Origin of the sequence: Roseburia sp. OM04-10BH (assembly GCF_003462605.1) — a bacterium.
Taxonomy (GTDB): domain Bacteria; phylum Bacillota; class Clostridia; order Lachnospirales; family Lachnospiraceae; genus Roseburia_C; species Roseburia_C amylophila.
Window position 1 is genome coordinate 164,773 of record NZ_QTZI01000003.1, and the last position, 23,363, is coordinate 188,135.

The 23,363-nt window shown below is 41.1% G+C and carries 21 protein-coding genes; 19 read left to right on the forward strand and 2 right to left on the reverse strand.

Annotated elements, in window-relative coordinates; all coding sequences use genetic code 11:
• Positions 1 to 4 precede the first annotated feature (4 nt).
• Together folD and DXB43_RS04660 are read left to right on the forward strand one after the other, a co-directional pair.
• Positions 5 to 847, forward strand: a complete 843-nt coding sequence (folD, locus tag DXB43_RS04655) for a bifunctional methylenetetrahydrofolate dehydrogenase/methenyltetrahydrofolate cyclohydrolase FolD (RefSeq protein ID WP_117841038.1) — start codon at positions 5 to 7, stop codon at positions 845 to 847.
• A 9-nt stretch (positions 848 to 856) separates the two neighbouring features.
• A complete protein-coding gene (locus DXB43_RS04660) occupies positions 857 to 2,005 on the forward strand; it encodes a chitobiase/beta-hexosaminidase C-terminal domain-containing protein (protein WP_117946938.1) in 1,149 nt (382 codons plus the stop codon).
• A 68-nt stretch (positions 2,006 to 2,073) separates the two neighbouring features.
• Here the strand turns inward: DXB43_RS04660 and DXB43_RS04665 are convergent, their stop codons facing one another.
• Together DXB43_RS04665 and DXB43_RS04670 are read right to left on the reverse strand one after the other, a co-directional pair.
• The gene (locus DXB43_RS04665) at positions 2,074 to 2,652 is read right to left on the reverse strand and encodes a xanthine phosphoribosyltransferase (protein ID WP_117698389.1); all 579 of its coding nucleotides are present in this window, start codon (positions 2,650 to 2,652) and stop codon (positions 2,074 to 2,076) included.
• Between the two features lie 46 nt (positions 2,653 to 2,698).
• Positions 2,699 to 3,178 (reverse strand): hypothetical protein, encoded by a 480-nt coding sequence (locus DXB43_RS04670; RefSeq protein ID WP_117946939.1) that lies wholly within the window; start codon positions 3,176 to 3,178, stop codon positions 2,699 to 2,701.
• 102 nt (positions 3,179 to 3,280) lie between these two features.
• On the opposite strand from DXB43_RS04670, the gene rlmH reads away from it, so the two are divergent.
• The 17 genes from rlmH to radC all read left to right on the forward strand — a co-directional run bounded on the left by rlmH (position 3,281) and on the right by radC (position 23,344).
• On the forward strand, positions 3,281 to 3,763 hold the full coding sequence (gene rlmH / locus DXB43_RS04675; protein ID WP_022243789.1) for a 23S rRNA (pseudouridine(1915)-N(3))-methyltransferase RlmH: 483 nt from the start codon (positions 3,281 to 3,283) through the stop codon (positions 3,761 to 3,763).
• 46 nt (positions 3,764 to 3,809) lie between these two features.
• A complete protein-coding gene (locus tag DXB43_RS04680; protein ID WP_199535081.1) occupies positions 3,810 to 5,117 on the forward strand; it encodes a pyrimidine-nucleoside phosphorylase in 1,308 nt (435 codons plus the stop codon).
• 27 nt (positions 5,118 to 5,144) lie between these two features.
• A complete protein-coding gene (locus tag DXB43_RS04685) occupies positions 5,145 to 5,435 on the forward strand; it encodes a YabP/YqfC family sporulation protein (protein ID WP_227700104.1) in 291 nt (96 codons plus the stop codon).
• Positions 5,436 to 5,444: 9 nt separating this feature from the next.
• Positions 5,445 to 6,704, forward strand: a complete 1,260-nt coding sequence (locus tag DXB43_RS04690) for a sporulation protein YqfD (protein ID WP_117946940.1) — start codon at positions 5,445 to 5,447, stop codon at positions 6,702 to 6,704.
• Complete coding sequence (locus DXB43_RS04695) at positions 6,691 to 7,689, forward strand: PhoH family protein (RefSeq protein ID WP_117946941.1); 999 nt, start codon at positions 6,691 to 6,693, stop codon at positions 7,687 to 7,689. The genes DXB43_RS04690 and DXB43_RS04695 overlap by 14 nt, the downstream gene beginning before the upstream one ends.
• Positions 7,676 to 8,857 carry a hypothetical protein gene (locus DXB43_RS04700; protein WP_117946942.1) on the forward strand — a complete coding sequence of 394 codons (1,182 nt, stop codon included), beginning with the start codon at positions 7,676 to 7,678 and terminating at the stop codon, positions 8,855 to 8,857. Before DXB43_RS04695 ends, DXB43_RS04700 begins: the two co-directional genes overlap by 14 nt.
• Positions 8,854 to 9,351 carry an rRNA maturation RNase YbeY gene (gene ybeY, locus DXB43_RS04705; RefSeq protein ID WP_117946943.1) on the forward strand — a complete coding sequence of 166 codons (498 nt, stop codon included), beginning with the start codon at positions 8,854 to 8,856 and terminating at the stop codon, positions 9,349 to 9,351. The genes DXB43_RS04700 and ybeY overlap by 4 nt, the downstream gene beginning before the upstream one ends.
• 15 nt (positions 9,352 to 9,366) lie before the next feature.
• A complete protein-coding gene (locus DXB43_RS04710) occupies positions 9,367 to 10,479 on the forward strand; it encodes a DUF3048 domain-containing protein (RefSeq protein ID WP_117946944.1) in 1,113 nt (370 codons plus the stop codon).
• A gap of 29 nt (positions 10,480 to 10,508) precedes the next feature.
• Positions 10,509 to 12,167: a putative polysaccharide biosynthesis protein gene (locus tag DXB43_RS04715; RefSeq protein WP_117946945.1), complete on the forward strand. Its 1,659-nt coding sequence runs from the start codon at positions 10,509 to 10,511 to the stop codon at positions 12,165 to 12,167.
• Between the two features lie 86 nt (positions 12,168 to 12,253).
• A complete protein-coding gene (locus DXB43_RS04720) occupies positions 12,254 to 12,631 on the forward strand; it encodes a hypothetical protein (protein ID WP_117841045.1) in 378 nt (125 codons plus the stop codon).
• A 101-nt stretch (positions 12,632 to 12,732) separates the two neighbouring features.
• Positions 12,733 to 13,977: an NAD(P)/FAD-dependent oxidoreductase gene (locus DXB43_RS04725; RefSeq protein ID WP_117946946.1), complete on the forward strand. Its 1,245-nt coding sequence runs from the start codon at positions 12,733 to 12,735 to the stop codon at positions 13,975 to 13,977.
• Positions 13,974 to 15,581 (forward strand): NAD(P)/FAD-dependent oxidoreductase, encoded by a 1,608-nt coding sequence (locus DXB43_RS04730; protein ID WP_117946947.1) that lies wholly within the window; start codon positions 13,974 to 13,976, stop codon positions 15,579 to 15,581. Before DXB43_RS04725 ends, DXB43_RS04730 begins: the two co-directional genes overlap by 4 nt.
• 58 nt (positions 15,582 to 15,639) lie before the next feature.
• A complete protein-coding gene (gene mutS / locus DXB43_RS04735; RefSeq protein WP_117841248.1) occupies positions 15,640 to 18,264 on the forward strand; it encodes a DNA mismatch repair protein MutS in 2,625 nt (874 codons plus the stop codon).
• Between the two features lie 17 nt (positions 18,265 to 18,281).
• The gene (gene mutL / locus DXB43_RS04740; RefSeq protein ID WP_117947000.1) at positions 18,282 to 20,255 is read left to right on the forward strand and encodes a DNA mismatch repair endonuclease MutL; all 1,974 of its coding nucleotides are present in this window, start codon (positions 18,282 to 18,284) and stop codon (positions 20,253 to 20,255) included.
• A 6-nt stretch (positions 20,256 to 20,261) separates the two neighbouring features.
• On the forward strand, positions 20,262 to 21,212 hold the full coding sequence (gene miaA, locus DXB43_RS04745) for a tRNA (adenosine(37)-N6)-dimethylallyltransferase MiaA (RefSeq protein WP_117946948.1): 951 nt from the start codon (positions 20,262 to 20,264) through the stop codon (positions 21,210 to 21,212).
• A gap of 90 nt (positions 21,213 to 21,302) precedes the next feature.
• Complete coding sequence (locus DXB43_RS04750; RefSeq protein WP_117947001.1) at positions 21,303 to 22,604, forward strand: methionine gamma-lyase family protein; 1,302 nt, start codon at positions 21,303 to 21,305, stop codon at positions 22,602 to 22,604.
• Positions 22,605 to 22,666: 62 nt separating this feature from the next.
• Positions 22,667 to 23,344: a RadC family protein gene (gene radC / locus DXB43_RS04755; RefSeq protein WP_022243805.1), complete on the forward strand. Its 678-nt coding sequence runs from the start codon at positions 22,667 to 22,669 to the stop codon at positions 23,342 to 23,344.
• Positions 23,345 to 23,363: the final 19 nt, after the last annotated feature.

Genomic DNA, 23,363 nt, shown 5'->3' on the forward strand with positions numbered 1-23,363 from the left:
TATCATGGCATTATTAATTGATGGAAAAAGAATTTCTGCTGAAATAAAAGATGAATTAAAAGAAGAAGTAGCACAGTTAAAGGAACAGGGAATCACAGGAGCACTTGCTGTAATCCAGGTGGGAAATGATCCTGCATCCAGTGTATATGTCAGAAACAAAAAACGTGCCTGTGAATATATTGGGATAGATTCTCTTTCTTATGAGCTTCCGGAAGAGACTTCCCAGGATGAATTACTGGCTTTAATCGATAAATTGAATAAAGAAGAACATGTAAAAGGCATTTTGGTACAGCTTCCATTGCCAGAGGGCATTGATGAGGATGCGGTAATCCGTGCCATTTCTCCGAAGAAGGATGTAGATGGTTTCCATCCGGAAAATGTCGGCGCATTGATGATTGGACAGAAAGGATATATTTCCTGCACACCTGCCGGAATCATCCAGCTTCTGAAGCGTTCTGACATTGATATTGAGGGAAAACACTGTGTTATCGTTGGAAGAAGCAATATTGTTGGAAAACCGATGGCAATCTTAATGCTGCGTGAGAATGCAACTGTTACGGTAACGCATTCAAAAACCCGTAATTTAAAGGAAATCTGTAAAGAGGCAGATATTCTGATTGTTGCAATTGGGAAAAAAGAATTTATTGATGCATCCTATGTAAAAGATGGTGCAGTTGTCATTGATGTAGGAATTCATCGCGATGAGAACAATAAACTTTCCGGTGATGTAAAATTTGATGAAGTAGAGCAGCTTTGTAGTGCGATTACACCGGTTCCGGGTGGAGTCGGACCAATGACCATTGCAATGTTAATGAACAATTGTGTGGAAGCTATGAGACATGAATAGGAGAAGGCTATGAAGTGTGCAAATTGTGGAGCAGAAATAAAATTAGGCTGTGTATACTGTTCTGTATGTGGAAAAGAAGCACAGATTGTTCCGGATTATAATGTGGAAGAGGATATTTTAAAAGAATTATTAGAAGAAGACGATAAACCGAATAAGAATACCTCTTCCAACGGAAAGAAGAAAAAATCATTGAAAAACAGCCAGAAGAAAAAGAAAGAGGCAGAACAGAAAAAGAAACAGAAAAGACTTCTGATTACAGTATCAGTTCTGATTGCTATTGCAATCATTGGTGTTATCATTGTGCTTCTAGTGCAGAACAGCCATAAGAAATCTTTTGATTATCAGTATCAGAAGGGAATCAGTTACACGGAAGAGAAGAATTATACCAAGGCATTGACCTATTTTGAACAGGCTGAGAAATTGCAGCCGGATAATGTGGATGTATTACTGCGGATGGCTGATTTGTACCGTCTCCGAAAAGATGAAACATCGGAAGAAGCGTATTTGTTACAGATACTTACCCTTGATAAGAACAATGAAGAAGCATATCAGATGCTGATTGCCTTATATGATAAGCAAAAGGAATATGATAAACTGCAGGATTTATATGAGCAGTCAGACTCTGATAAGATAAAATCCCTGTTTGATAATTATGAAGTAAAGGCTCCGGAGTTTTCGGAAGAAGCCGGGGAATACAATGATACGATTGAAATTGAACTGATGGCAGACTCAGACTGTACCATTTATTATACGTTAAATGGTGATTCTCCGATTGAAAAGGGAATGGAATATACAGAACCGATTTCTTTAGAGGATGAGAACGAATATACCATCAAAGCAGTAGCAAAGGACGCAAGAGGCTTTTATAGTGAGATTGCAGAAGCAGATTATGAAATTACTTTTGAAGCTCCGGATTCTGCTAATGTGACACCTGCTGCCGGAACATATTATGATGCACAGAGCATCAGTATACAGGTTCCCGCCGGTTCCACCGCTTACTATACCTGGGATGGTTCAACACCAACACAGGATTCTGATGTATACAGTGAACCACTTGAAATGCCGCAGGGCAATAATGTGTTGTCTGTTCTTGTGGTAGATGACCATGGACTGGCAAGCCCGGTGGTAAGATATAATTATATTTATCTGCCGGAATAAGCTATGGCAGATGAACGAAGGCAGATAAGAATGTTTCTTATCTGCCTTCGTTCCGGGGATTTTAAAAATTAGTCTTCTTTTACAAATTCAATGACACCCTTGTCAAGTCTGGATACTCTTGCTAAAGAATAGACATCGATGCCCTGTTCCTCTAATTTTTCACGACCAGGCTGGAATGCTTTTTCGATTAAGACACTGACACCTGCGATGGTGGCATGTGCTTTACGGATTAGGCGGATAGCACCGGTAGCAGCTTCACCGTTGGCAAGGAAATCATCCACGATAAGAATGTGGTCATTTTCGCTGATGTATTTTGCGGAAATGGTTAATTCATAGCTGGTTCCTTTGGTATAAGAAGTTACAACAGTCTGATATAAATCATGATTTAAAATTTTAGAAGGCTGTTTCTTTAAAATAACAAGTGGAACGCCTAATGCTTCTGCAGCCATAAGAGCCGGAGCAATACCGGAGCTTTCGATGGTAGCAATACGTGTGATACCTTTTCCTTTATAATGTTCTGCAATATCTTTGCCCATTTTCTTCATTAATTCAGGATCCACCTGATGATTAATAAAGCTGTCAACCTTTAAAATGTTTTCGCTTTCTGCGATTCCTTCTGCAAGAATTTTGTCTTCTAATAATTTCATTTTGTTACTCCTTTGATTGTATTATATTTAAGCAGAAATCTGCTGTTTATTCATTGTTGTCTGAATAGTAAGCGGCATAAATCTTTTCTAAGATATGTTCTTCATAATCCTCCGGCAGACCGGAAAATTTAGCATGAAGAAGTGCGGCAATTTTGTCGGAACGGATAAAGTAACGCTGCTCCATGGAAGGCTCGCTGTCAGCACCACTGACATGGTCGATTTCTTCCGCAGTATAGTTTGAAGAGAACCATTCCATAATTTCGCTGGTGCGTCTGCTTTCCATATCTGCATCCACAGACATCTGGTTGATTTTACGGAAATGTGTAATTCCGATTCCAAGAAAAATAACAAACAGAACAGACATTACAACAATCATAATAACACGCATATAATCAGCCATTGGTAATTTGATGATGTCCAGAGCAAAAAGAATGACAAAAATCAGACCGGCAATTCCAACTCCAAGGAATGTATAAGCGGTAGAACGATTATCTTCCAGCTGGGCATCTTTCTCCTTGTATACCATGTTATGTACCTGACCTTTCGTTATAATAATACTATTATAAGTGATTTTATCCGACGATACAATAACCTTGTCTGTATTTCTGAAATAAGGTATACTGCAAGTATGAAGATAACAATATTATGCGTAGGAAAAATCAAAGAAAAATATTTCAGGGATGCCATTGCCGAGTACGAAAAAAGACTGGGCAGATACTGTAAGCTTGAAATTGTGGAAGTGGCAGATGAGAAAACACCGGATGGAGCATCCGAGGCAGAGGAACAGCAGATTCGTCGTAAAGAGGGGGAACGGCTTTTAAAATATTTAGAGGGAAAGAACTGCTACGTCATTGCCCTTGCAATCAACGGAAAAATGCTGGATTCTGTTGCACTATCAGAAAAAGTCAGTGACTTGATGGTAAAGGGCAACAGCCATATCGTTCTTGTGATTGGAGGCTCCCTTGGAATTGCGGATGAAGTATTAAAACGTGCAGATGAAAAAATAAGCTTTTCGAAGATGACATTTCCGCACCAGCTGATGCGTGTTATTTTATTGGAGCAGTTATACCGGAGCTATCGGATTATCAATCATGAACCGTATCACAAATAAGCAACCGTATCATAAATAGAAGAAACGGATAAAAGGAGGAGATTTTATGAGGATGTACGACCTCATTTTAAAGAAAAAGGAAGGAGCTGCTTTAAGCAAAGAAGAAATCCAGTGGATGATAAATGCATTTACAACCGGTGAAATTCCGGATTATCAGATGTCAGCCATGCTGATGGCAATCTGTTTTCAGGGAATGAATCACGATGAGACACTGGCATTAACACTTGCTATGCGGGATAGCGGAGATGTGCTTGATTTATCCGGTATTAAAGGTGTAAAGGTGGATAAACACAGCACCGGTGGTGTAGGAGATAAGACCTCCCTGATTCTGACACCAATCATTGCTGCACTGGGTGTTCCGGTAGCAAAAATGTCCGGAAGAGGATTGGGTCATACCGGCGGAACCATTGATAAGTTAGAATGCTTTGAAGGATTCAGCACATCCATATCAGAAGGAGCCTTTTTAAAGCAGGTATCAGAGGTTGGCGTTGCAATTGCGGGACAGACTGCTAATCTTGCACCAGCAGATAAGAAGCTGTATGCACTCCGGGATGTCACTGCTACGGTAGCGGAGAAATCCTTAATTGCCAGCAGCATTATGAGTAAGAAATTAGCCAGCGGATCGGATGCTATTGTCCTTGACGTAAAGACCGGAAACGGTGCATTCATGCAGACTGTGGAAAAGGCAGAGGAACTTGCCCGGATTATGGTGGCCATCGGAAATGGTGCTGGAAAGAAAACTTATGCGGTTATTACAGATATGTCACAGCCCCTTGGCAATACAGTAGGCAATATTGTGGAAGTGCAGGAAGCCATTGAAGCATTGAATGGAAAAGGGCCAAAGGATCTGATGGATGTTGTCTATGCATTAGGGTATCTTATGTTAAAGACTGCCGGTGTAGCAGAAGATGAAAACGAAGCAAGAACAATGATGGAGAAAGTCATTGCAAGCGGAAAAGCACTGGATAAATTTGCAGACTTTGTAGAAGCACAGGGTGGCAGAAAGGAACAGGTTTATCATCCGCAGTTATTGGCAAAAGCAGCAATTACAGAAACCATCACCGCACCGGAAGATGGATATGTAGAAGCTTTAAATGCTATGGCAATTGGAACTGCCTGCATGAGCCTTGGCGGCGGCAGAGAGACAAAGGAGAGTCAGATTGATTTAACTGCCGGTATCCGCCTTAAGAAAAAAATAGGAGACAGCGTAAAAAAAGGAGAATGTCTGGCCGAATTATATGGTAATGATGCAGCAAAATGCAACGATGCAAAGGAACTGGTTCAAAATGCATTTCTTTTCAGTAAAGAGCCACTGGATGCACCGGAAACAGTTTTAAAATATATTACCGCATAGAAAAGGAAAAAACTCATATAGTTATATATGAGGAAAAACAATAAGAAAGAGTTAAAAAAAGATTTTAAAAATCATATGGTGGAATCCTTAGAACTGCCGAAAGACTTAGTCTACCGGGCAGCAATTGTAACCGTTATGGGTAACAGGGAACTGCTGTTGGAAAATTATAAGGGAATCTTAGAATACGAGAAAGAATATATCAGGATTCAGGCGAAAAGCTGCCGGATTCTTGTTCGTGGGAAAAATCTCAACATTTCCTATTATACGAATGAAGAGATGAAAATAACAGGAATCATCCAAAGTATTGAGTATGAATAGAGGTTTTCTATGACAACACTTTCCCTGTTTAAATATATAGGCGGTTACCTTGAGGTAGTCTTAAGTGGTTATGCCCCGGAACGATTTTTAAATCTGTGTGGCAATCACAATATTTTAATCTGGAATCTTCGAAAAGAGGAAGATGTTTATCGCTTTTTTATCAGCATTCGTGCATTTTGGAGTATCCGTCCGTTCATAAGCAAGACCGGATGCAGGATTCGGATTCTGCGCAAAATAGGATTTCCGTTCTGGATGAACCGTTACCGGAAACGAAAATGCTTCCTGATGGGAGTAATTCTCGCTGCTGGTCTGGTGTGGTTTTTATCACGATTTCTCTGGAATGTGGAGGTAGATGGTAATTCATCTGTTACGACAGAAACCGTTTTAACATTTCTTGATGAGGAGGATTGTGGTTACGGAGACCGGATTCGTACGATTGACTGCGAACAGTTAGAACGGGATCTGCGGGCACAGTTTCCGGAAATCATCTGGGCATCGGTACAGATTTACGGAACGAAAATGACGGTATTAATCAAGGAAAATCTGGTACAGCAGGAAGCAATGGAAGAATTGCCGTATGAAGCTTCAGACCTGATAGCAGAAGAGGATGCGACAGTGGAATCAATTATTACAAGAAATGGAACCCCACTAGTAAAGAACGGCGATGCAGTAAAGGCAGGAGATATATTAGTAAGTGGCAGGATTGATTTGACTAATGACAGCGGGGAACGGTATGCCTATGAATATTGCAATGCAGATGCGGATATATATCTGCTGACGGAATATTCCTACCATGATAAATTTTCCCTTGTCCATGAAGAAAAAAGAATGACCGGTGCAAAAAAGAAACGGTATGCTATTGATTTCTTTGGAAAAGTAATAACACTTCCGGCATTAAGCGGTGAATTTGAATGTGCAGACAAAACAACAGATTATAAACAGCTTTGCCTCCATGGGGACTTTTATCTGCCACTTGGAATCTATTCTAGTACTTTAAAAGAGTATCGGACAGAACAGGCAATTTATACGAAAGAGCAGGCAGAAGCGGTTGCTACAGAAAATTTTAATATTTATTTGTCACATTTAGCAGAAAAAAATATTCAAATTTTAGAAAAAAATGTTATTATAGATATGGACGATAAAAACTGTATCATGGAAGGAATCATCAAAGTGCGCACAAAAGCTGCTTTAAGGCACGAAACGGAACAGCTTACAGCACCTGATACAGAAGACACAGAGGAAGGGCTAGTATTAAATGAGCTTGAATGAAACAAGAATTGATATACCGGCAGAGCATGTTTCCAATATTTTCGGACAATTTGACCATAATATAAAATTGATTGAACGGACCTTAAATGTTACGGTAGTGCCCCGCAATGAAGGAATCAAAGTCATTGGAGATACCGCAAATGTAGAGGGTGCATGCAAGGTGTTTTCGGAACTTTTACAACTGGCAGAGAGAGGAAACATGATTGATGAGCAGAAGGTTGCATATACACTTTCTCTTTTGGGAGAACATAAAGAAGGCTCGTTGGTAGAAATCGATAAGGACTGCATCTGCCATACGATAAACGGCAAACCGGTGAAACCAAAGACTTTAGGTCAGAAGGCTTATGTGGATGCCATCCGTAAGCAGATGATTGTATTTGGAATCGGGCCTGCCGGAACCGGAAAGACTTATCTTGCCATGGCAATGGCAATTACTGCATTTAAGAATGAAGAAGTAAATCGTATTATTTTAACCCGTCCTGCAATTGAAGCCGGTGAAAAATTAGGATTTCTTCCGGGAGATTTACAGAGCAAGGTAGATCCGTATCTTCGCCCGCTGTATGATGCACTGTATCAGATTATGGGAGCAGAAAGCTTTCAGCGGAATATGGAAAAGGGGCTTATTGAGGTCGCACCATTGGCTTATATGAGAGGCCGTACCTTAGATAATGCATTTATTATCTTGGATGAGGCACAGAATACTACACCGGCACAGATGAAGATGTTTTTAACACGTATTGGATTTGGCTCCAAGGTTGTGGTGACCGGAGATGCTACCCAGAAGGATCTGGCTCCGGGAACGAAGTCGGGACTGGATGTGGCATTACGTGTACTTCGAAATGTAGATGAGATATCCGTCTGCAAATTGACCAGCGCTGACGTAGTAAGACATCCTTTGGTACAGAAGATTGTAAAAGCCTATGACGATTATGAATCAAAAGCAAATAAAAGAACGAAAAGAGTAACGAAAAATGAAGGAAGATAGATTTTCACCCAAAAGAATGATTCGTATGCTGGGAATCCTTATTTCCGTTGCGATTTATTCTGTTTTTCTGGCAATAATCTGCAAGTTTACCATAGACCGTGTACTGGTACTTGTTTTTATAAATGCTTTATATCTGCCATTGCTGATTGCAGTGATTGAAATGGAACGTATCAGAGGGCATCTGAACCGGAATGAAAAAAGTGATTTTCATCAGCTGTTTCTTTGCTTTCTTGCAGCAGCAGCCTGTTATGTGGGTTTCTTTTTTATGCCGGCATATATGGCACCGGTCATGATTCCGGTCATGATTCTTTCCTGTGGCGGAAATGAGCTGATTGGTATTTTAGGCGGAATTTATTTTAATACACTGCTTTGCATGTGTTCCAGCGGCAGTTTTTATGAATATGCGACATATACTATGCTGACGGTACTTTCCGGAATTCTGCTTATGGTAATCAGCCAGAAAAAATATAAAATTTATGGATGCATCATGACCGTTGCATTGTCGTTTGCTGTTCCGAGTATCTTCTATTACATCAGCAGCTTTGAAATCAATTATCATCAGTACTTATCCGCAGGATGCAGCATGATACTGACTGCAGTTTTTTCGTACTTTTTTGCAGACAGGCTGTATTATTATACGAAGCATGAAAAAGAACGTACTTTAGCTGAAATTATTGCAGAAAATTTTCCGCTGGTACAGGAGATTAAAAACTATTCGGAAATTGATTATGCACATGCCCGTAAAGTTTCGAGTGTGGCAGAAGAATGTGCAAAGGAGCTTGGGGCAGATGATAAAACGGTAGCTGCGGCAGGATTTTACTACCGGATTGGCAAGCTGGAGGGAGAACCGTTTGTAGAAAATGGAGTTCGTCTTGCTGAGATTAACTGTTTCCCGAAAAACGTGGTTAAGATTCTAAGCGAATACAATGGTGAATTAAATGCTATTAGTTCCATAGAGTCCGCAATCGTACATATTGTGGACAGTATTGTTACCAAATTTGAACTTTTGGACAAGGAAACCGTGAAGAACAGCTGGAATCATGATATTATTATTTATCAGACATTAAACGAAAAATCGGCTGCCGGATTATATGATGAAGCGAATCTTGGCATGAACCAGTTTATTAAAATCAGAGAGTTTTTAACGAAAGGAGCGGATTTATTTTGAGCCTTGCGATAGAGAAAGAAGCGGAGGTTACCTTCGATTTTGATTATGAAACACTTGCAAAAGATGTAATATCGTTTACAATGGAACATGAGCATTTTCCTTTTGAAGCAGAAATCAGCCTTACGCTGACAGATAACGAAGGTATCTGGAAGGTTAATAAAGAGTTCCGGGAGATAGACCGCCCGACGGACGTTTTATCCTTTCCAATGTTAGAATATGATGTACCGGGAGATTTTTCCCAGATAGAGAATCAGACGGAGGATTGCTTTAATCCGGATACAGGGGAAATTCTGCTGGGGGATATTATTATTTCTGTGGACAAGGTCAGGGAACAGGCAGAGGAATATGGCCACAGTATGCAAAGAGAATTTGCATTTCTGATTGTACATAGTATGCTGCATCTGTTTGGTTACGACCACATGGAAGAGCAGGAAGCTGCATTGATGGAAGGAAAGCAGCGCGAGATTTTAGAATGCTTAAATATTTTAAGATAAAAATGGAGGAACATCATGAAAAAGAGATTAAGTATTGTTTTATGCATGACACTGATGGCAACCAGTCTTTTAGCTGGATGTAAGAAAAAAGAGGAAGCTCCGGAACCAACAGAAACCGTTTCTGAAGTAGAACCTGAAACCGAAACCAAAACCGGCAAAGATGGTATGGCAAGAAGTTACCTGACCGGTGAATGGATTGATAAAGATTTAGCAAAGAAGAAACCGGTTGCAATCATGATTGGAAATACCAATGATGCATTGCCACAGTATGGACTGTCACAGGCAGACGTACTTTACGAAGCTCCTGCTGAAGGCGGAATTACCCGTCTGATGCCAATTTTCCAGGATTATTCCGGATTAGACAAGATTGGTTCGGTAAGAAGCTGCCGTCACTACTATGCATATTATGCAATGGAATTTGATGCAATTTATATTCATTACGGACAGGCAATTTACGCAACTGAGCTGTTAGAGAGTGGCAAAGTTGAGGACTTAAACGGTTTAGAGGGTGCCATTGATTCTGCTACTTTCTATCGTGACAAGTCAAGAAAGGCTCCACACAATGCATTTGTAAGCACAGATGGTATTGATGCCGGAATTGAATTAAAAGGTTATGATACCGAGCTGCCTTCCGATTATGAAGGACATTATCAGTTTAATGAAGATGATGAAAAAGAAATTGAACTTACAGACGGAGCAGATGCAGCAGTGGTTCAGCCGGGATATTATGTAAACAATCCTTGGTTTGTATATAACAGTGAAGATGGTTTATACTATCGTTTCCAGTATAAAAAAGAGCATATGGATGAAAATACAGGCACACAGCTTGCTTTTAAGAACATTCTGCTTCAGTACTGCGATTATACCAAGTTAGATGATGCACACGGTTATCTGGATGTTGAGAGCACCGGTGAAGGAACCGGAAAATATATTACTAACGGTAAAGTAATAGATGTGACATGGAAGAAAGCAAGCGAAAACGAGCCAACCAGATACTATGACGCTTCCGGAAATGAAATCACATTAAATCAGGGTAAGACCATGGTATGTGTATTGTTAAATGATATGGAGAAGAAATTAAATATCTATGCAACAGAAGATGAGTTTACACCACCTTCCGCAAAATAATTATTTCGAAAATTACTTGAGGTAAATTTATGAGTTCAGGAAAAAAGAGTGACTCCAACTTTTTAGTACAGGGTTCCATTCTTGCAATTGCCTCTATAGTCAGCAGGATAATCGGTCTGCTCTATCGTATCCCGATGACCAATATCATTGGAGATACCGGTAACAGTTATTACAGTGCAGCCTTTGAAATTTATAATATCCTGCTGATTATTTCTGCATACAGCCTGCCATTGGCGGTATCCAAGCTGGTATCTGCCCGTGTCTCGAAGGGGCAAAGAAAAAATGCATATCGAATTGTAAAAGGAGCCCTGCTTTTAGCAACCGGTACCGGACTTACTGCAAGTTTGATTCTTTTCTTTGGTGCGTCATTCTTCACAAACATGCTGAATACGCCCCTTAGTATTTTTGCATTGAAGGTTCTGGCACCGACGATACTGGTAGTTGCTGTATTAGGAGTCTTACGTGGATTTTTCCAGGGACTTGGTACCATGATGCCGAGTGCCATTTCACAGATTATCGAACAGATTGTCAATGCGATTGTCAGTATTGCAGCTGCCTATATCCTCTATGGATATGGGGCAAGAATCGGAGCAGTGCTTGGAAATAAGGAAAAGTATGGTTCTGCTTACGGTGCTGCAGGCGGAACACTGGGTACCAATATGGGAGCAGTGTTTGCACTTTTATTCCTTGGAATGTTGTTTCTGGCATACAAACGTATTTTTAAACGACAGATGCGCCGTGATACCAGCAGCAAAACAGAATCCTATCAGAATGTCTTTCGTGTACTGATTATGACCATTGTTCCGGTACTTTTAAGTACCACAATTTATAATATCAGTGCAATTTTAGATCAGGGTATCTATAAGAACGTAGCGGAACTACAGGGCTATAAGCCGGATGATATTGATGTCTGGTGGGGAATCTTTTCCGGAAAATATAAGACCATTATCAATATTCCGATTTCCATTGCTTCTGCGATGGCGGCTTCCTGTGTACCAAATCTTACCGGTGCGTATGCAAGAAGGGACAGAGAGTCCGTACGAAGCCAGATTAATATTGCAATCCGCTTTATTATGGTAATTGCATTCCCTTGTACCATTGGAATTGCAGTGCTGTCAGGACCGATATTAAAGTTGCTGCATCTTTATGGCAGCACCGGAACTACTGCAGCAACCATGCTTACAACGGGAGCTGTTGCAATTTTGTTCTATTCTCTTTCCACATTATCTAATGGATTGTTACAGGGGATTAACCGGATGAGAGAGCCTGTTAAAAATGCGGCTATCGCATTGGGACTGCATCTGATTGCACTATTAGTGATGATGTTTGGTTTACATCTTGGTATTTATGCAGTGGTATATTCGAATGCTTTATTTGCATTCTTTATGTGCCTCTTTAACGCAATGTCTTTACGGAAATACAGTGGTTATCGTCAGGAAGTTGTGAAAACTTTCTTAATCCCAGTGGCAGCTTCTGCCATTATGGGTGTCGTAGTCTTTGGCGTTTACAAAGGTATTTATGCTGTTATTAAGGTAAATGCCATTGCAGCTATACTTGCAATTGTAATCGGAGCTGTTGTATACGGTGCAATGCTTTTATTATTAAAAGGCTTAAGTGAGGAAGAATTAAAGAAATTCCCGAAGGGATACCTTTTTGTCCGTATTGCCAAGAAATTACATTTATTATAAAAATGCAATAAAAGGGCAAAACATAGAATTCTTGAAAAAATTGTATAAAAAGAAAAAACCTGCGCATACTGTTTGTGGTGATGAATATGAAAAACACAAAACGTATGCGCACTTTTTTCCTTGGAGCACTGGTATTATCTATCTCTGCATGGATTGGTGGAAGACAGTATTATCTGAAACTGAATGAAAAAGAACAGGAAAAAATAATAGAGATTCAGGAAGCTGAGACGGAGCAATTCGAGGATAGCGTGGAAAGTGCAAACATTCAGAATAAAAAAGCATTTGTTATCCGGGAAGAGGACGGGTACCTGAATGTCTATTTCGGCGAAGAGGATGCCTTATACATGTATACTGGAATTGCATATCAGGGACTGCCGGAAGAATTGAAAAAAGAAATCAGCAATGGAAAAACCTTTGATACACTGGAAGATTTATACCGTTTCTTAGAAAGCTATTCCAGTTAAAAAGTTGATTGTTTCAGACTGTTATGATACAATCTAAAAGGCTGAATAGGTCTGATTGCATAGCAGTCCAAAAGAAATAGAGAGAAGAGTAAATAACTGGCATGAGTAAGCATACAGAACGCATAGGTGTCGTTGTAGTCGGTGGAGGTGCTGCCGGATTGGTGGCAGCCATTATGGCGGCACGAAACGGTGCAAAAGTTCTTATTTTAGAGCACAACGAAGTACCTGGTAAGAAGATTTTAGCAACCGGAAACGGTAAATGTAATTATACAAATAAAGTGCAGGGTGTGGACAAATATTACGGACAGAACCCTGCTTTTGTTGCACCTGTATTTGAGCAGTTTGGACTGGAAGAGACACTGCAGTTCTTTAAAGAACTTGGCATATATCCAAAGGAGCGTAACGGCGGATATTATCCTCAGAGCGAGCAGGCAACTGCAATCAGGGATGTGTTGCTGATGGAATTAAAGAAACAGAACGTTGGAGTTGTCTGTGGCTGTGGCATAAGAGGCATAGAAAAGACCGCAAAGGGCTTCACTTTTCATACCAAGGGCGGTGATTTTTATGCAACAAAATGCATAATGGCAACCGGTGGTAAGACCTTAAAGAAAAGCGGCAGTGATGGAAGTGGTTTCCTATATCTTGAAAGTCTGGGACATCATATCATAGATTTAGTACCGGGGCTTATCGGATTGAAGGGAAAACAGTCATTTTTTGCTGATATTGCAGGAATTCGTGCAGATGCGAAGGTCGATTTATACATAGAAAGCACACATGTATGCAGCGAACGAGGTGAATTACAGCTTACGAATTATGGAATATCCGGCATTCCGGTATTTCAGCTTTCAAGAGTTGCCACAAGAGCGTTATCAGAACAGAAAGAAGTCTATGCGACACTTAATTTTGTGCCATTCTGGGAGAAAGAACAGTGCTTAACCTATTTCAAGGAAAGATTTAAGAAAGCAGATGAAAAACACATCGGGGAAGCCTTAATCGGCTTTTTCCCGGAAAAATTAATTCCGGTATTATTAGAAGAGTCACATATAAAAGCTGCAAAATATGCGAACCGGCTGCAGACAGAAGAATTAGAGAGCTTTATAGATACGGTGCAGGGACTCCGGGTGGATATTACTGACTGGAATACCTTTGATACGGCACAGGTGACTGCCGGTGGCGTAGACACTGATGAAATAGATGCAGAAACCATGGAGTCAAAGCTTTGTCCGGGACTTTATTTTGCCGGAGAAATGGTGGATATTGACGGAATCTGCGGTGGTTATAATTTGCAATGGGCATGGAGCAGCGGCGCAGTAGCCGGGATACATGTGGCAAGGGAGTTATCATGATACGAGTAAATCAGTTAAAGCTTCCGATTGAACATTCGGAAGAGATGTTAAGAAGACAGATTATCAAAACACTTCATCTAAAAAATGAAAAGGATCTGATTCATTATCAGATTCGAAAGCAATCCATTGATGCAAGAAGAAAAAATGAACTTTCCTTTGTATACACAGTGGATGTGGAAGTGAAGCAGGAAGATACGATTTTACATAAGAATAAAAATTCCAATATCAGTAAAGCAAAGGATATACATTATCATTTCCCGGATGCCGGAGAGAAACAGCTGTCCTACAGACCGGTTATTGTAGGAAGCGGTCCGGCAGGAATGTTCTGTGCCTATGAACTGGCAAAGCATGGCTATTGTCCAATTATTTTGGAGCGTGGAAGCAGTGTGGAAGAGAGGACTACTGAAGTAGAACGGTTCTGGAAGGACGGCATCTTAAATCCAAAGACGAATGTACAGTTTGGCGAAGGCGGAGCAGGTACTTTTTCCGATGGGAAATTAAATACGCTGGTAAAAGATGTGGCAGGAAGAAACCGGGAAGTGTTAGAAATCTTTGTGAAAATGGGCGCTCCGGAAGAAATTATATATATAAATAAGCCTCATATCGGAACTGATATTTTAAAAACAGTCGTAAAAAACATTCGGCTGGAAATTGAAAGAATGGGTGGAACTTACTGCTTTTTCAGCCAGCTTACAGACATTATGCTGAATGGGAAGAAAGATAAAGTAGAAGCCATCCGGATTAACGGAGAAAAGGAAGTAGCAACAGACGTTCTGGTGCTGGCAATCGGACATTCCGCCAGAGATACTTTCCCAATGTTACAGGAAGCGGGACTTATGATGGAAGCCAAAGCATTTGCGGTGGGATTTCGTGTAGAGCATCCGCAGGCGATGATTGATGCATGCCAGTATAACGGACATAAAAATGCCCTGCTGCCTGCTGCATCCTATAAGCTGACTGCAAATCTTGAGAATCACCGCGGGGTATATTCTTTCTGTATGTGTCCGGGTGGTTATGTAGTAAATGCTTCTTCGGAGGAAGGTATGCTGGCAGTCAATGGCATGAGCTATCATGCAAGAGCCGGGCAGAATGCCAACAGTGCCATTATCATATCGGTTCGACCGGATGATTTTGAAGGGGATGGACCGTTAGCTGGAATTGAGTTTCAGCGGAAATTGGAAAAAAATGCCTATCGCATTGGAAACGGAGCAATTCCGCAGCAGCTTTACGGAGATTTTAAAGAGAATCGCATATCTACAGGATATGGGGCTTTTGAAAGTACCACAAAGGGTGCACATACATTTGCAAATCTCAGGGAAATTTTTCCAAAAGAATTAGCAGCATCTTTTCAGGCAGGAATGGAGCTCTTTCCGAAATACATTCCGGACTATAACAGGGAGGATGCCATTTTATCCGGCGTGGAGAGCCGAACTTCCTCTCCGGTGCGGATTACAAGGGATGAATCCTTTGAAAGTAATATTGCAGGCATTTACCCTTGCGGAGAAGGTGCCGGTTATGCCGGCGGTATTATGTCAGCAGCCATGGACGGATTGAAAGTAGCGGAAGCAATTGCAGGAAAATATGCAAGACTTAAAATAGATTAAAACAACAGGTGTTTTGAAATAGAAAAGGAGATACAGAACATTGACGGAATATACACCAATGATGCAGCATTATTTAAAAACACATGAAGAATACAAGGACTGTATTTTATTTTACCGTCTGGGTGATTTTTATGAAATGTTTTTTGATGATGCAAAGGTTGTATCAAAAGAATTAGAGCTTACCTTAACCGGAAAGAGCTGTGGTGCAGAGGAACGGGCACCCATGTGCGGAATCCCATATCATGCAGCAGAAACTTATCTGACCAGACTGGTGAAAAAAGGTTATAAGGTTGCTATCTGTGAGCAGGTGGAAGACCCGAAGCTTGCCAAGGGAATGGTAAAGCGTGAAGTAACAAGAGTTGTAACGCCGGGAACTACCTTAAATGCACAGGCACTGGATGAAACGAAAAATAATTATATCATGTGTATCGCATATATCGGTGACCATTATGGTATTTCTTCTGCAGATATTACCACCGGAGACTATTATGTGACAGAAGTGGATTCGGAACGGAAATTATTGGACGAAGTCAATAAATACCAGCCGACAGAAATCATCTGTAATGAAGCATTTTATATCAGCGGAATTGATATCGATGATATGAAAAACCGTATGGGAATCGTAATTTATTCTCTGGATGCATGGTATTTTTCTGATGAGACAGCACAGATGACTTTAAAGGATCATTTTAAAGTCAGGGATTTAGAAGGACTTGGTCTTGCAGATTATGACAGCGGCGTCGTTGCAGCCGGTGCATTATTAAAATACCTTTACGAGACACAGAAAACAACCCTTTCCAATCTGGTGGCAATTCATCCGTATACCACCGGAAAATTCATGATTATTGACAGTTCTACCAGACGAAACTTAGAGCTGGTTGAAACCCTCCGGGAAAAGCAAAAGCGTGGTTCTCTCCTTTGGGTATTGGATAAGACCAGGACAGCCATGGGAGCAAGAACCTTAAGAAGCTTTGTGGAACAGCCATTAATTGAGCGTACGGAAATAGAAGAACGTTATGATGCCATTGACGAATTTAATACCAATGCCATCACAAGAGAAGAAATCCGGGAATATTTAAATCCGGTCTATGATCTGGAACGGTTGATTACCCGTGTTACTTATCAGACCGCAAATCCAAGGGATTTGATTGCATTTCGCAATTCCATACATATGCTGCCACCGATTAAGACACTGATGAGTGACTTTCAGTCACCACTTTTAAAACGTTTATATGAGCAGCTGGATACGTTGGATGAATTATACGAATTAATCGAACGCTCCATTGCGGAAGAACCGCCACTTACCCTTCATGACGGCGGCATCTTAAAAGAGGGCTATAACGAAGAGGTGGACCGCCTGCGGAAAGCAAAGACAGATGGAAAGAGCTGGCTTGCTGATTTGGAGGCAAAAGAGCGTGAGAAAACCGGAATCAAGAATCTGAAAATCAAATATAACAAAGTATTTGGCTATTATCTTGAAGTAACCAATTCCTTTAAAGACATGGTGCCGGACTATTTCACCAGAAAGCAGACTCTGGCAAATGCTGAGCGTTTTATCACACCGGAATTAAAAGAATTAGAGGATGTTATCCTAGGTGCGGAAGACAAGCTGATTGTCTTAGAATATGAACTGTTCCGGGAAGTCCGCCAGAAGGTGGCGGATGAAGTGGTCCGTATCCAGAAGACCGCCAAAGCAGTGGCGCAGATTGATGTATTTGCATCTCTTGCAACTGTAGCGGAACAGAATAATTACTGCCGTCCGAAATTAAACGAAAAAGGTCTTATCGACATCAAAGACGGCAGACATCCGGTAGTAGAACGGATGATTCAGAATGAAATGTTTGTGGCAAATGATACTTATCTTGATAATGGCAGCAACCGTGTGTCCATTATTACCGGTCCGAATATGGCAGGAAAGTCTACCTATATGCGACAGAGTGCGTTGATTGTACTGATGGCTCAAATCGGAAGCTTTGTTCCGGCAAAATCAGCCAAAATTGGAATTGTAGACCGTATTTTTACCAGAGTAGGGGCTTCTGATGACCTCGCCAGCGGACAGAGTACCTTTATGGTTGAAATGTCAGAAGTGGCAAACATATTACGGAATGCCACTTCCAACAGTCTTTTGATTTTAGATGAAATCGGACGTGGAACCAGTACCTTTGATGGATTGAGTATTGCCTGGGCAGTGGTAGAGCATATCAGTAATCCAAGGCTTCTTGGCGCAAAGACATTATTTGCAACCCATTATCATGAACTGACGGAGCTGGAAGGCAAATTAAACAGCGTAAATAACTACTGCATTGCAGTAAAAGAAAAGGGTGATGATATCGTTTTCCTGCGCAAGATTGTAAAAGGCGGAGCTGATAAGAGTTACGGTATCCAGGTAGCAAAGCTTGCGGGAGTGCCGGATAATGTCATTGAACGTGCCAAAGAAATTGTAGAAGAATTAAGTAATAATGATATTACGGAAATCGTTCAGAACATCAGTGCGGAGGGAAGCAGTAAACGCAGCAAACCGAAGTTAGACGAGGTGGATTTAGAACAGATATCACTGCTTGATACCATGGACAACGATACGATATTAAACGAATTAAAAGAACTGGATTTGGGTCAGATGACACCAATCGAAGCAATGAATAAGTTATACGAATTACAGAATAAAGTGAAAAACAGATGGTAAAGGAGGTGGATGGCGTTATGCCACAGATTGCACTGTTAAGTCAGGAAACAATTGATAAAATTGCGGCAGGAGAAGTCATCGAACGACCAAGCTCGGTGGTAAAGGAGTTAGTGGAAAATGCGATAGATGCTGGTTCCAGTGCAGTAACGGTTGAAATCAAAGAAGGTGGAATATCCTTTATCCGTATTTCGGACAATGGTTGCGGAATCGAAAGGGAACAGATTCCTTTGGCATTTTTGCGTCATTCCACCAGTAAGATTAAATCCGTAGAAGATTTGTTTACCGTTACATCCTTAGGGTTCCGAGGTGAAGCATTATCAAGTATCGCAGCAGTAAGTCAGGTGGAACTCATTACAAAGACAAACGGTGATTTTACCGGATCCCGTTATCTCATTGAAGGCTCAAAGGAAGTTTCTTTGGAAGAAATCGGTGCGCCGGATGGAACCACTTTTATTATACGGAATCTTTTTTATAATACACCGGCAAGAAAGAAATTCTTAAAATCCGCTCAGACAGAAGGCACCTATATTCATGAACTGATGCAGCGGATGATTTTATCCCATCCAGACGTAGCTTTCAAATTTATTATGAATAATCAGGTAAAACTGCAGTCATCCGGAAATGGAAATATCAAGGATATTATCTACCATTTATACGGAAGGGATATTACAAAAGCGCTGCTTCCGATTGCACATGAAAGCGAGCTTTTTAAAGTCAGTGGATTTATTGGAAAGCCGATGATTTCCAGAGGAAACCGGGGCTACGAATTATATTTTGTCAATGGCAGATTTATCCGGAGCCAGATTTTATCCAAGGCTATAGAGGATGCCTTTAAACCGTTTCTGATGCAGCATCAGTATCCCTTTACAGTACTTTATTTTGAGATTGACAGCAGTCTTTTGGATGTAAATGTGCATCCCACCAAGATGGAACTTCGCTTTTCCAACCAGCAGGAGCTGTACCGGGAAGTGCAGAGTATTTTATCGGCAGCGCTAGTGCACCGTGATATTATACCGGAAGTTCCGGTGGATACACCAAAGAAAAACGAGATGGAAGTTCCTAAGATAGAGAAGGTAATGCCGGAGCCATTTGAGCAGAAACGTTTGGAAGAAATCCGGAAGGCAGTACGAAAAGACAGTCCTTACGAAATAAAATATCCTGTCAGCAGACCAATGGGAACCGGGTCAGTCAGCTCTGCGACACAGGAAAAGCTTCTTGATACGATAAAATCAATGCCACCGGAAGGTATGATGGAAGAACGGATTCGGAAAGAGCCGCTTCCGGAACAATCGAAAAAAGAAACGGAAAAAGAACTGGCAAAAGAAGCCTATGTCCTCCGGGAGGAAGAAACCTACGGAGCAAAGCCGGAAGGAAGCTATGAACAGGGTTCTTTCTTAAAAGAAGAGGAGATGGCAAAGCAGAAGATTATCGGACAGCTTTTTGATACCTACTGGCTGGTAGAATATAATGACAGACTGTTTATTGTAGACCAGCATGCTGCCCATGAGAAAGTCATGTATGAAAAATTAAAAAAGCAGTTTGAGAAGAAAGAGTTTACTTCTCAGGCTATCAGCCCGCCGATTGTCATAACATTATCCATGCGTGAGGCAGAAGTACTGGAGCGATTCAAAGAACAGTTTACGAAGCTAGGTTTCGAAATTGAGCACTTTGGTGGTGCAGAATACAGTATCTGCGGAGTTCCGGGTAATCTTTACCGGCTGAATACCAGGGATGTATTGATTGACATGTTAGACGAGCTTACCGATGGCATATCCGAGCGGGCAACGACGGATGTTATTTTAGACAAAATCGCATCCATGTCCTGCAAAGCTGCAGTAAAGGGAAGCCAGAGACTGAGCCTGCCGGAAATGGAACAGCTTATGAAAGATTTGATGAAGCTTGATAATCCATATAATTGTCCACATGGAAGACCAACGATTATTGCCATGTCAAAATATGAAATTGAGAAAAAATTCAAGCGGATTGTGTAGGAAAAGATGATGAAGAAACCAATTGTAGTACTGACAGGTCCTACTGCGGTAGGAAAAACAGAATTATCCATTCAGCTTGCAAAGGTCATTGGCGGAGAGATTATCTCCGCCGATTCCATGCAGGTGTATAAACATATGGATGTAGGTTCCGCAAAAATCACACCGGAAGAAATGGATGGTGTACGTCATTATCTGGTGGATGAATTAGAGCCTTTCGATGAATTTCATGTGGTAAAATTTCAGGAATATGCCAAAAAATATTTAAATGAAATATATGCCCACGGAAAGATTCCGATTATTGCCGGCGGCACCGGATTTTATATCCAGGCGCTGTTAAATGATATTGATTTTACGGAACAGGAAAGTGACAGTGCATACCGGAAAGAGTTGGAAGCGCTGGCAGAAGAACATGGCAATCAGTATCTTCATGACCGGTTAAAGGAAGTGGACCCGGAATCTGCCGAAGCCATCCATCCGAATAACAGAAAACGCGTCATCCGTGCGTTGGAATTCTATCAGGAGACCGGTAGAAAGATTTCTGAGCATAATGCAAAAGAGCAGATGCGGACTTCACCTTATAATTTTGCCTATTTTGTATTAAATGATGAGCGCAGCCACTTATACAAAAGAATCGATGCCAGAGTAGATAAAATGATAGAAGATGGACTGGAAGCAGAAGTCCGCCGCTTAAAGGAAATGGGCTGCACCAAAGATATGGTGGCAATGCAGGGAATTGGCTATAAAGAAATGTTATCCTATCTTGATGGCAGTTATTCTTTGGAAGAAGCAGTTTATATTATCAAGCGGGAAACAAGACATTTCGCAAAACGGCAGATTACATGGTTTAAACGGGAACGGGATGTCATCTGGCTTAACAAAAATGAGTTTGATTATAAAAATGAGGCAATTCTTGCATACATGATAAAGATACTTAAGGAAAAAGCTATTATTTCTTAAGTTTTTATTCATACAAAAAGAAAGAGAACATTATATGATAGACTTGCTGTAGTTTAGGAAGGAATTGCAGCCGGAAAGACGAGGAAAATGATGAGAGAAGAAATGATTGAAAAGAAATATGAAGAAATGGGTATCAGCAAAGAAGTATACCTTTTTGGGAAAAAGATAGAGGATGAATTAAAAGAACGTTTTGCAGCAATTGATGCAACAGCAGAATATAATCAGATGAAAGTAATTGATGCCATGCAGAAAAACAGAGTTTCCGCAGAATGCTTTGCCATGTCCAATGGATATGGATATAACGATCTGGGAAGAGATACACTGGAAAAAGTATACGCAAGCTGTTTCCATGGAGAAGATGCTCTGGTCCGTCCGCAGATTACCTGCGGAACCCATGCACTGGCACTGGCATTGATGTCAAATTTAAGACCGGGGGACGAATTATTATCACCGGTAGGAAAACCGTACGATACCTTAGAGGAAGTTATAGGTATCCGACCATCCAAAGGCTCACTGGCAGAATATGGCATTACTTATCGCCAGGTAGATTTACTTTCCGATGGCAGCTTTGATTATGAGAATATCAAAAAAGCAATCAATGAGAAAACACATCTTGTGACCATTCAGCGTTCCAAGGGATACCAGACAAGACCTACCTTATCCGTAGAGCGGATTGGAGAACTGATTTCCTTTATCAAATCCATAAAACCGGACGTTATCTGTATGGTAGATAACTGCTACGGTGAATTTGTAGAAGAAAGAGAACCACTGGATGTAGGAGCAGACATGATTGTAGGTTCCTTGATTAAGAATCCGGGGGGCGGACTGGCACCAATCGGCGGCTATATTGTCGGCAAAAAAGAATGTGTGGAAAATGCAGCATACCGCCTTACTTCTCCGGGACTCGGCAAAGAAGTGGGTGCTTCCTTAAATGTAATTTCTTCTTTCTATCAGGGACTGTTTCAGGCACCGATAGTTACAGCAGGTGCATTAAAGGGTGCAATTTTTGCTGCAAATATCTACGAAAGACTGGGCTTTGCCGTTGTACCGAATGGCACAGAGAGCCGTCACGATATTATTCAGGCAGTTACCTTAAACAGCCCGGAAGGTCTGATTGCATTCTGCAAAGGAATTCAGGCTGCAGCGCCGGTGGACAGCTATGTAACACCGGAGCCATGGGCAATGCCGGGCTATGACAGTGATGTCATTATGGCTGCCGGGGCATTTGTACAGGGTTCCTCCATTGAATTAAGTGCCGATGGTCCATTAAGAGAGCCGTATGCCGTATATTTTCAGGGTGGACTGACCTGGTATCATGCAAAACTTGGAATCCTGATGTCTTTACAAAAACTTTATGAACAGAAACTTGTTAATGAAGATATGATGTGTTAATATAAAGTATATGCCTTTTTGGAAGAAATGGGTTACCGGTGAGAGTAGAAAGAGGTTATAATATGACAGCAAAAAATCTGCCAGTCTCCGAACAGCCCTATGAAAAGTGCTTGAAATCCGGGGCGGCATCCCTATCGGATGCAGAGCTTTTAGCGGTAATTATCCGCTGTGGCACAAATGGAAGTTCTTCAACAGAAGTAGCAAAGCATGTATTGAGCAAACGCACCGGAAATCTTTTAGGGCTTTATCAGATGAGTCTTAAGGAATTACAGGAGGTTCCGGGTATCGGGAAAGTAAAAGCAATCCAGTTAAAGTGTATCGCAGAGCTTTCAAAGCGGATTGCACAGACCGGACGCCAGCAGGCAGTTGTAATGCAGAATGCTTTTTCCGTAGCAGACTATTATATGGAGCAGCTTCGGCATGAAGAAAAAGAACATCTGATGCTTTGCATGTTTGATACGAAGTGTCATCTGATTGCAGATTCCATTCTTTCAATTGGCACAGTAAATGCCTCACTGATTTCCCCGAGGGAGATTTTCTTGAAAGCATTTGAATATCATGCAGTACATGTGATTTTAGTGCATAATCATCCCAGCGGAAATCCGCTACCAAGCAGGCAGGACATTGAAGTTACCAGAAAGATAGTGGAAGGCGGCAGGCTTCTTGGAATTGAGCTTGCTGATCATATTATTATTGGTGATAAAAAATATTTTAGTTTTAAAGAACAGGAAATGCTATGATTTCCGGAGGGAGAAAGAA

What these genes read in the sequence shown, in the direction of transcription:
- folD (WP_117841038.1), top strand. Translation starts at nt 5, where the DNA reads ATGGCATTATTAATTGATGGAAAAAGAATTTCTGCTGAAATAAAAGAT.
- DXB43_RS04660 (WP_117946938.1), top strand. Translation starts at nt 857, where the DNA reads ATGAAGTGTGCAAATTGTGGAGCAGAAATAAAATTAGGCTGTGTATAC.
- DXB43_RS04665 (WP_117698389.1), bottom strand. Translation starts at nt 2,652, where the DNA reads ATGAAATTATTAGAAGACAAAATTCTTGCAGAAGGAATCGCAGAAAGC.
- DXB43_RS04670 (WP_117946939.1), bottom strand. Translation starts at nt 3,178, where the DNA reads ATGGTATACAAGGAGAAAGATGCCCAGCTGGAAGATAATCGTTCTACC.
- rlmH (WP_022243789.1), top strand. Translation starts at nt 3,281, where the DNA reads ATGAAGATAACAATATTATGCGTAGGAAAAATCAAAGAAAAATATTTC.
- DXB43_RS04680 (WP_199535081.1), top strand. Translation starts at nt 3,810, where the DNA reads ATGAGGATGTACGACCTCATTTTAAAGAAAAAGGAAGGAGCTGCTTTA.
- DXB43_RS04685 (WP_227700104.1), top strand. Translation starts at nt 5,145, where the DNA reads ATGAGGAAAAACAATAAGAAAGAGTTAAAAAAAGATTTTAAAAATCAT.
- DXB43_RS04690 (WP_117946940.1), top strand. Translation starts at nt 5,445, where the DNA reads ATGACAACACTTTCCCTGTTTAAATATATAGGCGGTTACCTTGAGGTA.
- DXB43_RS04695 (WP_117946941.1), top strand. Translation starts at nt 6,691, where the DNA reads ATGAGCTTGAATGAAACAAGAATTGATATACCGGCAGAGCATGTTTCC.
- DXB43_RS04700 (WP_117946942.1), top strand. Translation starts at nt 7,676, where the DNA reads ATGAAGGAAGATAGATTTTCACCCAAAAGAATGATTCGTATGCTGGGA.
- DXB43_RS04710 (WP_117946944.1), top strand. Translation starts at nt 9,367, where the DNA reads ATGAAAAAGAGATTAAGTATTGTTTTATGCATGACACTGATGGCAACC.
- DXB43_RS04715 (WP_117946945.1), top strand. Translation starts at nt 10,509, where the DNA reads ATGAGTTCAGGAAAAAAGAGTGACTCCAACTTTTTAGTACAGGGTTCC.
- DXB43_RS04720 (WP_117841045.1), top strand. Translation starts at nt 12,254, where the DNA reads ATGAAAAACACAAAACGTATGCGCACTTTTTTCCTTGGAGCACTGGTA.
- DXB43_RS04725 (WP_117946946.1), top strand. Translation starts at nt 12,733, where the DNA reads ATGAGTAAGCATACAGAACGCATAGGTGTCGTTGTAGTCGGTGGAGGT.
- DXB43_RS04730 (WP_117946947.1), top strand. Translation starts at nt 13,974, where the DNA reads ATGATACGAGTAAATCAGTTAAAGCTTCCGATTGAACATTCGGAAGAG.
- mutS (WP_117841248.1), top strand. Translation starts at nt 15,640, where the DNA reads ATGATGCAGCATTATTTAAAAACACATGAAGAATACAAGGACTGTATT.
- mutL (WP_117947000.1), top strand. Translation starts at nt 18,282, where the DNA reads ATGCCACAGATTGCACTGTTAAGTCAGGAAACAATTGATAAAATTGCG.
- miaA (WP_117946948.1), top strand. Translation starts at nt 20,262, where the DNA reads ATGATGAAGAAACCAATTGTAGTACTGACAGGTCCTACTGCGGTAGGA.
- DXB43_RS04750 (WP_117947001.1), top strand. Translation starts at nt 21,303, where the DNA reads ATGAGAGAAGAAATGATTGAAAAGAAATATGAAGAAATGGGTATCAGC.
- radC (WP_022243805.1), top strand. Translation starts at nt 22,667, where the DNA reads ATGACAGCAAAAAATCTGCCAGTCTCCGAACAGCCCTATGAAAAGTGC.